This is a genomic window from Mycobacterium sp. (genome assembly GCF_049683355.1).
In the GTDB taxonomy this organism is placed as follows: domain Bacteria; phylum Actinomycetota; class Actinomycetes; order Mycobacteriales; family Mycobacteriaceae; genus Mycobacterium.
In genome coordinates this window covers 1-12,677 of sequence record NZ_JBAUJB010000431.1, presented here as the reverse complement: position 1 = coordinate 12,677, position 12,677 = coordinate 1, and the positions used below count along the sequence as shown (strand labels likewise).

Annotated in this window: 12 protein-coding genes and 2 pseudogenes; 13 read left to right on the top strand and 1 reads right to left on the bottom strand. The window is 68.4% G+C overall.

Annotated features, from left to right (window positions below; genetic code table 11):
* From WA944_RS24695 to WA944_RS24670, 6 genes and pseudogenes are all read left to right on the top strand, one after another.
* Positions 1–299, top strand: a pseudogene (locus WA944_RS24695) (alkane 1-monooxygenase); the annotation flags it as partial.
* Positions 296–466: a rubredoxin gene (locus WA944_RS24690; RefSeq protein ID WP_526373328.1), complete on the top strand. Its 171-nt coding sequence runs from the start codon at positions 296–298 to the stop codon at positions 464–466. The pseudogene WA944_RS24695 and the gene WA944_RS24690, both read left to right, overlap by 4 nt.
* 82 nt (positions 467–548) lie before the next feature.
* Positions 549–731, top strand: coding sequence for a rubredoxin (locus WA944_RS24685; protein WP_526373330.1), 183 nt, complete (start codon positions 549–551; stop codon positions 729–731).
* Between the two features lie 142 nt (positions 732–873).
* On the top strand, positions 874–1,494 hold the full coding sequence (gene alkX, locus WA944_RS24680) for a TetR family transcriptional regulator AlkX (RefSeq protein WP_526373331.1): 621 nt from the start codon (positions 874–876) through the stop codon (positions 1,492–1,494).
* Between the two features lie 124 nt (positions 1,495–1,618).
* Positions 1,619–3,079: an adenosylhomocysteinase gene (gene ahcY / locus WA944_RS24675; protein ID WP_526373333.1), complete on the top strand. Its 1,461-nt coding sequence runs from the start codon at positions 1,619–1,621 to the stop codon at positions 3,077–3,079.
* A gap of 1 nt (position 3,080) precedes the next feature.
* Positions 3,081–3,608, top strand: a complete 528-nt coding sequence (locus WA944_RS24670) for a hypothetical protein (RefSeq protein ID WP_526373335.1) — start codon at positions 3,081–3,083, stop codon at positions 3,606–3,608.
* A 10-nt stretch (positions 3,609–3,618) separates the two neighbouring features.
* Here the strand turns inward: WA944_RS24670 and WA944_RS24665 are convergent, their stop codons facing one another.
* Positions 3,619–6,144: an alpha/beta hydrolase gene (locus tag WA944_RS24665; RefSeq protein WP_526373337.1), complete on the bottom strand. Its 2,526-nt coding sequence runs from the start codon at positions 6,142–6,144 to the stop codon at positions 3,619–3,621.
* An 81-nt stretch (positions 6,145–6,225) separates the two neighbouring features.
* Here WA944_RS24665 and WA944_RS24660 point away from each other — a divergent pair, with 81 nt between their 5' ends.
* From WA944_RS24660 to WA944_RS24630, 7 genes and pseudogenes are all read left to right on the top strand, one after another.
* Positions 6,226–6,852 carry a dTMP kinase gene (locus WA944_RS24660; RefSeq protein ID WP_526373338.1) on the top strand — a complete coding sequence of 209 codons (627 nt, stop codon included), beginning with the start codon at positions 6,226–6,228 and terminating at the stop codon, positions 6,850–6,852.
* Between the two features lie 97 nt (positions 6,853–6,949).
* Positions 6,950–7,633, top strand: coding sequence for a hypothetical protein (locus tag WA944_RS24655; protein WP_526647441.1), 684 nt, complete (start codon positions 6,950–6,952; stop codon positions 7,631–7,633).
* Positions 7,634–7,749: 116 nt separating this feature from the next.
* Complete coding sequence (gene mtrA / locus WA944_RS24650; RefSeq protein WP_159233213.1) at positions 7,750–8,436, top strand: two-component system response regulator MtrA; 687 nt, start codon at positions 7,750–7,752, stop codon at positions 8,434–8,436.
* Positions 8,437–8,482: 46 nt separating this feature from the next.
* On the top strand, positions 8,483–10,138 hold the full coding sequence (gene mtrB / locus WA944_RS24645) for an MtrAB system histidine kinase MtrB (protein WP_526373346.1): 1,656 nt from the start codon (positions 8,483–8,485) through the stop codon (positions 10,136–10,138).
* On the top strand, positions 10,135–11,892 hold the full coding sequence (gene lpqB / locus WA944_RS24640) for an MtrAB system accessory lipoprotein LpqB (protein ID WP_526647440.1): 1,758 nt from the start codon (positions 10,135–10,137) through the stop codon (positions 11,890–11,892). Before mtrB ends, lpqB begins: the two co-directional genes overlap by 4 nt.
* The gene (locus WA944_RS24635) at positions 11,835–12,395 is read left to right on the top strand and encodes a QcrA and Rieske domain-containing protein (protein WP_526647439.1); all 561 of its coding nucleotides are present in this window, start codon (positions 11,835–11,837) and stop codon (positions 12,393–12,395) included. Before lpqB ends, WA944_RS24635 begins: the two co-directional genes overlap by 58 nt.
* A gap of 115 nt (positions 12,396–12,510) precedes the next feature.
* Positions 12,511–12,677: pseudogene (locus WA944_RS24630) on the top strand (ComF family protein); the annotation flags it as partial.

Here is a 12,677-nt window from a genome sequence, read left to right as displayed (position 1 = left end):
CCAACCTGTTCCTCTACCACCTGCAGCGGCACAGTGACCACCACGCCAACCCGACGCGTCGCTACCAGACGCTGCGCAGCATGAACGGGGCGCCGAATCTGCCCAGCGGGTACGCGTCGATGATCGGACTCACCTACTTCCCGCCGCTGTGGCGCAAGGTGATGGACCACCGCGTCATGGAGCACTACGACGGCGACATCTCCAAGGTCAACGTCCATCCGCGAGTGCGGGACAAGGTGATGGCCAAGTATGGGACCGACGAGCGCTCGCGCGAGGAGCAGACGGGCCGAGACGCATGACCGCCTACCGCTGCCCCGGCTGTGACTACGTCTACGACGAGGCCAAAGGTGCGCCGCGGGAGGGCTTTCCAGCAGGCACGTCGTGGGATCAGGTGCCCGATGACTGGGCATGTCCGGACTGCGCGGTGCGCGAGAAGGTCGATTTCGAAGTCATCCAAACCCACTGATGCTGCGTCCAGGGCGGGAAAGTGTGAGTAATTCCCGCCATGAGTGCAGCCTCAACGCAAGAGAAGAGATTGGAGCAACGAGATGAGCGACTACAAGCTGTTCGTCTGTGTGCAGTGCGGCTTCGAGTACGACGAGGCCAAAGGCTGGCCCGAGGACGGCATCGAGCCGGGCACCCGCTGGGACGACATCCCCGACGACTGGAGTTGCCCGGACTGCGGCGCGGCCAAGTCGGATTTCGAGATGGTCGAGGTCGTCCGGCCATGAGCGCACACTCGATGTCCGCGAGCGCGCGCGCAGGTACGCGACACGCCGAGCGAAGGTGTGCAAACGCGCACGCTCGCGGGGAAGACGGGACGACGTGACAGCCTGGGCGAGCACGACCGTCGGAAGCGATAGTGTCGCGCGTGTGAGCTGCTCCCGCGAGAAGCGCATCAGCTACGCCGAGGCGTCCCGGGTGCTGCTGCGCGACTCGATCCTCGACGGCATGCGGGAGATGCTGCTGGCCCGCGACTGGTCGGCGATCACGCTGTCCGACGTGGCCAGGGCGGCCGGCATCAGCCGCCAGACGATCTACAACGAGTTCGGCTCGCGGCAGGGCCTGGCGCATGGGTATGCCCTGCGCCTGGCCGACAGGCTCGTCGACCAGATCCACGACGCCATCAACCACAACGTCGGCGACATCTACGCCGCCTTCTTGCAGGGCTTCCGCGACTTCTTCACCGAGTCGGCCGCCGATCCGCTGGTGATCTCGCTGTTGACCGGAACCTCCAAGCCCGACCTGCTGCAGATCATCACCACCGACAGCGCGCCGATCATCAGCCGGTGCTCCACGCGGCTGACCGAATCGTTGATGTCCAGCTGGGTGCGGGCCAGCGAGGAGGACGCCGGAGTCCTGGCCCGCGCCATCGTCCGGCTGGCCATGAGTTACGTCTCGATGCCCCCGGAAGCCGACCACGATGTGGCCCGAGACCTGGCCAGATTGATGACGCCGTTCGCCGAACGCTACGGTGTCATAGATACTTCTTAGCCGGCAGAGCGCAGCCGCTGTTGGAAAACGGATGAGCGCCTGTCCCGCGAGCCCGCAGGCTATGGGTGTCGCCGACTGCACATCCGTGCACGCACAGGCAAGCGAACGAATATAGGGGCTCTACATGACTGCACTGACCGCCGATGTCCGCAACGGCATCGACTACAAGGTCGCCGACCTGGGACTGGCCGAGTTCGGCCGCAAGGAGATCCGGCTGGCCGAACACGAGATGCCCGGCCTGATGGCGCTGCGCCGCGAGTACGCCGACGTCCTGCCGCTCAAGGGCGCGCGGATCTCCGGTTCGCTGCACATGACCGTCCAGACCGCGGTGCTCATCGAGACCCTGGTCGCCCTCGGCGCTGAGGTGCGCTGGGCGTCGTGCAACATCTTCTCCACCCAGGACCACGCCGCCGCGGCGGTCGTCGTCGGCCCCAACGGCACCGTCGAGGCGCCCAAGGGCACCCCGGTGTTCGCGTGGAAGGGCGAGTCGCTGGAGGAGTACTGGTGGGCCGCCGAGCAGATGCTCACCTGGCCCGACGAGCCGGCCAACATGATCCTCGACGACGGCGGTGACGCCACCATGCTGGTGCTGCGCGGCGCGCAGTTCGAGAAGGCCGGCGTGGTTCCTCCCGGTGAGGACGACGACTCCGCCGAGTACAAGGTTTTCCTGTCGCTGATCCGGGCGCGCTTCGAGACCGACAAAACCAAGTGGACCAAGATCGCCGAGGCCGTCAAGGGCGTCACCGAGGAGACCACCACCGGCGTGCTGCGGCTCTACCAGTTCGCCGCCTCCGGTGAGCTGTCCTTCCCGGCGATCAACGTCAACGACTCGGTGACCAAGAGCAAGTTCGACAACAAGTACGGCACCCGGCACTCGCTGATCGACGGCATCAACCGCGGCACCGACGTGCTGATCGGCGGCAAGGCCGCGCTGGTCTGCGGCTACGGCGACGTCGGCAAGGGCTGCGCCGAGGCCCTCAAGGCTCAGGGCGCCCGCGTCGCGGTCACCGAGATCGACCCGATCAACGCGCTGCAGGCGCTGATGGACGGCTTCGAGGTCAAGACCGTCGAAGAGGCCATCGGCTGGGCGGACATCGTCATCACCGCCACCGGCAACCAGGGCATCATCACCCTCGAGCACATGAAGTCGATGAAGCACCAGGCGATCCTGGGCAACATCGGCCACTTCGACGACGAGATCGAGATGGCGCGTCTGGAGAAGGACCCCGACGTCCGCCGCATCAACATCAAGCCGCAGGTCGATGAGTTCACCTTCTCCAACGGTCACTCGATCATCGTGCTGAGCGAGGGACGTCTGCTGAACCTGGGCAACGCGACCGGCCACCCGTCGTTCGTGATGAGCAACAGCTTCTCCAACCAGGTGATCGCGCAGATCGAGCTGTGGACCAAGAACGACGAGTACGACAACGAGGTCTACCGGCTGGCCAAGCATCTCGACGAGAAGGTCGCCAAGATCCACGTCGAGGCGCTCGGTGGCTCGCTGACCAGGCTGACCAAGGAGCAGGCGGAGTACATCGGTGTCGACGTCGACGGCCCGTACAAGCCAGAGCACTACCGCTACTGACGTGACGAGGTCGAATCGGGCGCCCACGGTGACCACCGGGGTCGGTGTGCGCGCCCGATTCGCCGGTCGGCTGGTCGCGACGGCCGGACTCCTGCTGCTGGTCTCGGCGTGTCAGACCCAGCCGGAAGAGCCGGCCGCCAGTTCTGCGCCGCCCGCTCCGGAGGTGCGTCACGACACCGAGGAGCTCGCCCGCATCTTCCCGGCTCTGGGTGCTCCGGTGTCGGCGTCGTGGATCCAGTGGGACAACACCGCAACACGCCCTGAAAACTCACGGCTGACGTTGCAGTGGATCGACGCCGTCGTGCAGGTCACCCCTGCCACGATGGAAGAACTTGTGACACAACATGAATCAGAGCAAACCGGTAGCCAGCCCGCGGTGCAGAAGGTGCTCGAGCCCGAGCTGCCGCCCGGGCCTTTTCTGACCGGCATCGAGCTGAACATGGTCTTCGGCGCCGAGCGCAGAAGCACCCGGGTGTTCCTGGACCCGCCGCAGGACGAGGTGGTGCTGCAGTCCAGCATCGCCGGCTGAATCAGGCGCGTCAGGCGACCTGCAGGGTCACGTACCGCGCCGAATTCGCCTGCGGCAGCAGGCCCAACTGCCGGTACACGGTGGAGCGCCACACCGGTGCCTGCGAGTTGATGTAGAGGCCGCCCAGGGCCCAGCCGTGCATCTGCCCGTCGCCGATGATGACCGTGAAGTCGGCGTCGGGATCCTGCGCCAGAAGCTTGTCGCGGAACGCCAGTGCGCCCGGGTAGAGCTTCTCCAGCGTGCCGATGTACACCGCGGTCGGGGGCAGGCCGGTCAGGTCCGCGCCCGAAATCGGGTTCACCCGTGGATCATCCATGTCCAGCTCGCCGTTGAACTGCGGACCTTCCCCTGCCGGACGGCTCGGCAGGATCGGGTCATCGATGGCGTCGATCTCGGGCCCGCTCAACGTCAGATGCAGCGCCGGTGAGACCAGCACCATTCTCGAGGGCCGAGATTCGGAGACCACACATTGCACGTCGGATCGGCAGCGGCGCAACATCTCCTGCACGGCCAGCATGGCGTACGAACCGCCGGAAGAGTCCCCGTAGAGGCTGACGTTGTCCACGCCGTGCTCGTCGATCAACATCGACAGATAGTCGGCCATCGGCGGCACCAGCGTGCTCGCCGTGCCGGTGTCCTTGGGCGGGGCCAGCGGAAAGATCGGCACCAGCACGGTGGCGCCGGTGTCGCGGGCCATCTCCGCGTAGTCCGACCAGTGGATGATGTTCGCCTCGGCCTCGAAACCGCCGCCGTGCAACGCGACGACGTACTCGCCCGACGGTTGTGGCGACGCCAATTCCCATACGGTATAGCCGTTGTAGCTGCGCTCGGTGACGGTCAGTCCGGTGATCGTCGACGGTGGTGGGTCGGCGGTGGTGACCACCCCCACCACGCCGCTGAACAACTTGATCCCGGTGACCGCCGAGAACCAGCGCAGGGTGCGCAGCGTGCCGACGACCAGTTGGTCCCCGAACGTCGGTGGTGCCGTCGTGACGGTGCGTGGACCGTCGGCGACGTCGTTGAGTCCGAGTTGGCGGTAGATGTCCGGCCGCACCTTGGCCGCCTGCGAGTTGATGGAACCGCCCAACGCCCAGTCGTGGATTTGGCCCCTGCCCACCACGAGCGAGGCCATCCCACCGGCGGCATTCCATTTCTCGTGCAGCAGCAGGGTGTCGGGAAGTCCGATCTCGAGGGTCCCGATGTAGATCGTGGTGGGCGGAAAACCTGCGAGCACAGCGTCTTCGATGAACAGCGGGCTGACCATCGGGTCCGTCGGGTCGAATCCGTCGGCCCAGTGACTGCCGTCGTTGTAGAAGTCGAGATCGTCGACGTCGATCACCGGGTCGTCGATGTCGCGGATGGCCGGGTTGGACAGCGAGGCGTCCGGGGCGGGGGAGAGCAACACCATGCTCGCCGGAACGGGACGACCGTTCATCACCAGCCGGCGCACCGCGGACATCGCCAGGATGGTGCCGGCCGAATCTGCATAGACGCTGACGTCCTCGGCCCCGTGCGTGGCGATCTGATCGGAGAGGAACTGGGCCATGGCGGGCACCACCCGGGTGGCCGACCCCGCCTCGGTGGTCGCCAGCGGATACATCGGCACGAGCACGGTGGCGCCGGTGTCGCGCGCCATGGCCGCGTAGTCACCCCAGTGAGTGATCAGCGGCTGCACGACGAACCCGCCCCCATGGACGGCGACGACGGTCTTGCCCGTCGGGTTCGGCGGGTGGAACTCCCACACCTGCCAGGGTTCCTCTTCCGACACCTGGTACTCGGTGCTGCGGACGTCGAGGCCGCGCTTGACGAACCATGGCGGCTTGTCGCTCTCCAGCGCTTTGGCCAACAATCCGTAGAGGTCGACACCGATGAAGCTGGAGATCTGACGCATCACCCGAAGGCTGAAAACGACCACCTGGTCGAAGAACGTCGGTTCGGCGGTGTAGGTGATCGAGTCCGAAGGTGCGGCAACCACAGCCGCGCCCGAGGCGATGTCGGCAGATGCTCTGACCACCGGTGCCGGAGCCTCGTCGACCTCGCGGCGCGCCGCCCCGAGCGCCGTCCACAGCTGTGGTAGCGCGGCCGGCGCCGGCCGCGGTGTGTCTTCGGGGACCGGCTGCTCCAACAGGGTGCGTGACACCTGATCGGGCTCGGACTCGGGTTCGGGCTCGCCGGCCGGCTCGTCGGCGGGAGTGGCGTCCGGTTCCGCGGCGCGCGGCTTCCGCTCTTCCCCGTCAGCCTCTTCCCCGTCAGCCTCGGCGACGGCGTCCTCGTCGGACTCGGATTCGGATTCGGTTGGCGCCGAATCGTTCCGGCTCGGAGCATCGCCGGAGCGGTCCTTGGGTGTGCTCGCCGGACCGGCCCGCTTCTTCCCGGAATCCCCGTCGGTTTGCGTCGACTTCGGGGCCGACCGTGACCCGCCGGAGTCGTCGTCCGCAGCCGCGACGGCGCAACCCCACCCCAGGAACACCGCGGTACCGACACCGGCCGCAACCGCAACTTCGCCAACTTTGCCGACACGGCGTCTGCTCCCCATCGGCTCACTATGAAGGCTGCGCCTCCGCGTGGTCAACCTTTGCCGTCTCTGCCACTGCTGTGCCTGCATTACGCTCGCCCAGTGCTCATCGTGATCGAAGGAGTCGACGGTGCCGGCAAGCGGACGTTGACCAACGGTCTGCGCGCCGCCTTCGAGGCCGGCGGCCGGTCGGTGTCCAGCCTGGCGTTCCCGCGTTACGGGGTCTCGGCGCATGCGGATCTGGCGGCCGAAGCCCTGCACGGCGCCCACGGTGACCTCGCCGACTCGGTCTACGCGATGGCGGTGCTGTTCGCGATGGACCGCGCAGGCGGCAAGGCCGAGATCGAGCGGCTGGCCGCGGAATCCGACGTCGTGATCCTCGACCGCTACGTCGCCTCCAACGCCGCCTACAGCGCTGCGCGGCTGCACCAGGGCGGCGACGGGGATGTGGTGGCCTGGGTGCGTGACCTCGAGTACGGACGGCTGCAGCTGCCCGCCCCGGACTGGCAGGTGCTGCTGGATGTGCCGACAGAACTGGCGGCGCAACGCGCGGTGAACCGGGCCGCCGAGGAGGCCGACCGGGCCCGGGACGCCTACGAGCGCGACGACGGGCTGCAGCGTCGCACGTCAGCGGTGTACACCGAGTTGGCCGCGGCCCAGTGGTGCGGGCCGTGGACGGTGGTGCCACCGGACGTCGACGCAGCCGAACTCGCGGAAATTCTGCGTTAGCTGCCAGACCGCTGCGGATCGGCGAGACGGCATATACCCTCAGCCATGGGGCGTCGCCCAGGCGACGAAACTGTGCAACGTGGTACCGGGGGGACCGATGACTGTTCCAATTCATACGCGCGTCGAACTGCTTGCGGAGGTCGACGATCGCGTCGCCCGGATGAAGTCGGCCTGCGGACAATTCGACCAGGGCACCCTCGTCGAGGCCATGACGGTGGCAGTGCACGTCCGCGCGCTCGTCCACCACACCGACACCACCCGCGCCCTGATCGACCAGCGCGACCTCACCTGGGTGGACACCGCGGGCGTGCCCCATCCCAAGAACCAGTCCGGCGCGGCCTGCCTGACCCTGATGAAGATCCGCAGCGGACCGCAGGGCTACGCCGAATACGTGCCGAAGCTCGGGCTGTACCCGCCGGCACCGATCCGCACCAGGGACGGCGGCCGGATCGACCGCGGCTCGCGCATCCCGTTCGACCACTGGTGGACCAACCCGGTGGTGCGGGACTGCGACGGCGCCGACTACTCCCGCAAGCAACTCGTGCTCGCGCTTGCCAACGAGTTGGTGGCCTCGGACGACCCGGAGACGACGGCTGCGCGGCGGGCGCTGGCGGACAGCTACTCGCTGGGGTGGGTGCTCGCAGGCGACACCGGCGGCGCGGCGCGGAAGGCTTTCGAGAGAAACCCGGTGCCTGCCAGCGTGCGGCAGATCGGCTACGAGGTCATCGAGTCGATCAGGCAGCAGCGCGACATCATCGGCAGCACCGCCACCTTCGGCTGACGACTGCCAGAAGTCCGCTTCACGGCCCGGCCGGAGTGTCGTTCCGGACCTCGGTGCCGGTCAACACGCAAATCGCCCGGTGTGGTATCCGAGGTTTATTGCTTTTTGGTGACACCATGGACACCATGAGGCAAAGGATCCTGGTCGTCGATGACGACCCTTCGCTCGCCGAGATGCTCACCATCGTTCTGCGTGGCGAGGGCTTCGATACCGCGGTGGTCGGTGACGGCACCCAAGCGCTGACCGCGGTGCGCGAGCTGCGGCCCGATCTGGTGCTGCTGGACCTCATGTTGCCCGGCATGAACGGCATCGACGTGTGCCGGGTGCTGCGCGCGGACTCCGGCGTGCCCATCGTGATGCTGACCGCCAAGACCGACACCGTCGACGTGGTGCTCGGGTTGGAGTCCGGCGCCGACGACTACGTGATGAAGCCGTTCAAGCCCAAGGAACTGGTGGCCCGGGTGCGGGCCCGGCTGCGTCGCAACGAGGACGAGCCCGCCGAGATGCTGTCGATCGCCGACATCGACATCGACGTCCCGGCCCACAAGGTCACCCGCCAAGGCGAACAGATCTCCCTGACCCCTCTGGAGTTCGACCTGCTGGTCGCGCTGGCACGGAAACCCCGCCAGGTGTTTACTCGAGATGTGCTGCTCGAACAGGTGTGGGGTTACCGCCATCCCGCCGACACCCGTTTGGTGAACGTGCACGTCCAGCGGCTGCGGGCCAAAGTCGAGAAGGACCCGGAGAACCCGCAGGTGGTGCTCACCGTTCGAGGAGTGGGATACAAGGCCGGACCTCCGTGATCGGACGGCTCACCGTCGTCGTGATTCTGACCGCTCGGCGGTGGTCGTGATCTTCAGTTCGAGACGGCGTATCCACCGGAGGTCGGCACCACTGGTCCGGGGTCTGGGTGCGCTGGGCAGGGCGCTGAGTCTGGCGTGGCGGCGCTCGTTGCAGTTGCGCGTCGTCACGATGACGCTGGGCCTGTCGCTGGCGGTCATCATGGTGCTCGGCTTCGTCCTGACCAGCCAGATCACCGACCGGATCCTCGAGGTCAAGGTGCGCGCGGCCACCGAGGAGATCGAACGGGCCCGCGGCACGGTCAGCGGAATCGTCGGCGGTGAGGAGACCCGCTCCCTCGACAGCAGCCTGCAGCTGGCCCGCAACACCCTGATCGACCGCAAGGCAGACGCCGGCGCCGGACTCGCCGGCGCCTTCGACGCGGTGCTCGTCGTCCCCGGGATGGGACCCCGCGCGGCCACCTCCGCAGGCCCGATCGATCAGGTGCCCAACGCGCTGCGCGACTTCGTCAACGCCGGACAGGTCAGCTACCAGTACTCGACCGTGCACACCGACGGCTTCTCCGGACCCGCCCTGATCGTCGGCACCCCGACGTCGTCGCCGGCGGCCAACCTGGAGCTCTACCTGATCTTCCCGCTGAACAGCGAAGCCTCCACGATCGCGTTGGTCCGCGGCACGCTGGCCACCGGCGGGGTGGTGCTGCTCGGCCTGCTGGCCGCGATCGCGCTGCTGGTGGCGCGTCAGATCGTGCTGCCGGTGCGGTCGGCGTCGCGGATCGCCGAGCGGTTCGCCGAAGGGCACCTCGCCGAGCGAATGCCGGTGCGCGGCGAGGACGACATGGCGCGGCTGGCGGTGTCGTTCAACGACATGGCGGAAAGCCTGCACCGCCAGATCACCCAGCTCGAGGAGTTCGGCAACCTGCAACGACGGTTCACCTCCGACGTCAGCCACGAACTGCGTACCCCGCTGACCACCGTGCGGATGGCCGCCGACCTGATCCACGACCACGCCGAAGACCTCGACCCCGCGTTGCGCCGCTCGACCGAGCTGATGGTCAACGAGCTGGACCGGTTCGAGTCGCTGCTCAGCGACCTGCTGGAGATCTCCCGCCACGACGCCGGCGTCGCCGAGCTGGCCGTCGAAGCTGTCGACCTGCGCTCCATCGTCAAGAGCGCCCTGGACAACGTCGGTCACCTCGCCGACGAAGCCGGCGTGGACCTGATCGTCGACCTGCCCACCGACGACGTCATCGCCGAAGTCGACCCGCGCCGGGTGGAGCGGATCCTGCGCAACCTGATCGCCAACGCCATCGACCACGCCGAGCACAAACCGGTGCGCATCCGGATGGCCGCCGACGAGGACACCGTCGCGGTGACCGTCCGCGACCACGGCGTGGGCCTGCGCCCCGGCGAGGAGAAGCTGGTGTTCAGCCGGTTCTGGCGGGCGGATCCGTCGCGGGTGCGCCGCTCCGGTGGCACCGGCCTCGGGCTGGCCATCAGCATCGAGGACGCCCGGCTGCACCAGGGCAGGCTGGAAGCCTGGGGCGAGCCCGGCAAGGGTGCCTGCTTCCGGTTGACGCTGCCACTGGTCCGCGGACACAAGGTGACCAGCAGCCCGCTGCCCGTCAAGCCCATCGAACCGCCACCGACTCCGTCCGGCACCCGACCGACCCGCGAACGCGAACCGGCAGGGGAGAGCGTGTGACACGCCTCGTAGCCGCGCTGTTCGCACTGGTGCTCACGCTCACCGGATGTGCCGGGGTGCCCAGCTCGTCGTCGCCGCAGGCCATCGGCACCGTCGCCCGGCCGGCGCCGCCCAGCCTGCCCGCACCCACCCCGGGGATGGACCCCGACGTGCTGCTGCGGGAATTCCTCAAGGCCACCGCCGATCCCGCGAACAGGCACCTGGCCGCGCGCCAGTTCCTCACCGAATCGGCCTCGAGCGGCTGGGACGACGCGGGCAGCGCGCTGCTGATCGACAACGTGGTTTTTGTCGAGACCCGCACGCCCAACCGGGTTTCGGCGAGCATGCGCGCCGACATCCTCGGCTCACTGTCGGACATGGGGGTGTTCGAGACGGGCGAGGGCGCACTGCCCGACCCCGGGCCCATCGAACTGGTGAAGACATCGGACGGCTGGCGCATCGACCGTCTTCCCAACGGGGTCTTCCTGGACTGGCAGCAGTTCCAGTCCACCTACAAGCGCAGCACCCTCTACTTCGCCGACCCCACGGGCAAGACCGTGGTGCCGGATCCGCGCTACGTCGCGGTGTCCGAGCCCGACCAGCTGCCCACCGAGCTGGTCAGCAAGTTGATCGCGGGTCCGCGGCCGGAGATGACGGACACCGTGCGCAACCTGCTCGGCCCGCCGCTGAAATTGCGGGGGCCGGTGACGCGCGCCGACGGCGGCAAGACCGGCGTGGGACGCGGCTACGGCGGGGCGCGCATCGACCTGGAGAACCTGGCCACCACAGACCCCCAGAGCCGGCAACTGCTTGCCGCGCAGCTGATCTGGACGTTGTCCCGGGCCGGCATCAACGGGCCGTACGTGATCACCGCCGACGGCGCCGCACTCGACGACCGGTTCGCCGACGGCTGGGAAACTGCCGACGTCGCCGCGACCGATCCCGGTGCCCTCGACGGCGCCGCGGCCGGGCTGCACGCCCTGGTCGGCGGGTCCCTGGTGCGCCTGGACGGCCAGCGCGCGCCGCGGGTGTCGGGTTCGTTCGGACAGATGCCCGGCCAGACCGCCGCCTCGCTGTCGCGGGGCGGTCAGCTGGTCGCCTCCATCATCACCGAACGCCCCGGTGCTCCCGACATGGCGTCGACATTGTGGGTGGGACCGTTGGGCGGCAACGCATCACAGGCGATGGACGGGCGCAGCCTGAGTCGGCCGAGCTGGTCGCTGGACGACGCGATCTGGGTCGTCGTCGACGGCATCAACGTCGTCCGGGTGATCCAGGACGCGTCGGGCCAACCGGCCCGCATCCCCGTCGACTCCGCCTCGGTGTCGACCCGATTCCCCGGCCCGATCGCCGAACTGCAACTCTCGCGGGACGGCACCCGCGCGGCCATGGTGATCGAGGGACGGATCATCTTGGCGGGTGTCGAGCAGACGGAGGGCGGCGGGTACGCGCTGACCTTCCCGCGACGGCTGGGATACGGGTTGCGCGACACGGTGGTGTCGCTGTCCTGGCGCACCGGCGACGACATCGTCGTCAGCCGCACCGATGCCCAGCACCCGGTGGCCTATGTGAACCTCGACGGGGTGAACTCCGACGGGCCGACGTACAACCTGTTGCGGCCGGTGACGACGGTGGCGGCGAACCCGTCGGCCGTCTACGTCGCCGACGCCCGCGGCGTGCTTCAACTCTCGGGGTCGTCCGCCGACGGTGACCCCGGGTGGGCGGAGGTCCGGCCATTGATGACAGCGGGTGCGCTGCCGGTGCTGCCGGGCTGACACTGGACGTGCTGCCGGACAAGCCCTCCGGCAGCCAGCCGATGGAGAGGTCAGCGATGGATATCGACAAGATGCAGGTTTCCCGGAAGTCGGTGATCGTCGGCGCGGGAGTCGGTCTCGCGGCGGCTGCGCTCGCAGCGTGCTCGGGCGGCAGTGATTCCGGCTCCGGTGAGTCGGGTGGCCAGCCGTCGGGTGAGGCCCCCGAGGAGACGGCCGGTGCCGGGACGGAGCAGCTCGCCACGACTGCGGAGGTGCCGGTCGGCTCGGGCGTGATCGTCGGCGAGACGATCATCACCCAGCCGGTGGCGGGGGATTTCAAGGCGTTCTCGGCGGTGTGCACGCACTCCGGCTGCCTGATCGACGAGGTGGCCGACGGGACCATCAACTGCCCCTGCCACGGCAGCAAGTTCAGCCTCGACGGCGCGGTGGTCAACGGCCCGGCCGCGCGCCCGCTGACCGAGGAGACGATCACGGTGCAGGGAGAGTCGATCGTCGCCGGCTGAGTTTCGCCCGCGAGTGTGAAGCCAGGGCTGTGGATCAGCGCGAAACCGCAGCCCGGAATGCTATTCCGCGGCGGAACGGGGCCGGGAGGTCGGACGCCGACGCCACACTGGGGGCGTGCTCGACCTGGTGCTTCCACTGCAGTGCGGTGGCTGCGGCGTCGCCGGCGTGCGCTGGTGTGTGGCCTGCGACCGAGAGCTCACCGTCCGGCCCGACCAGCCCCACCTGGTGACGCCGCGCCTGGACCCCGGCGTGCCCGTGCTGTCGCTCGGCCGGTACGCGGG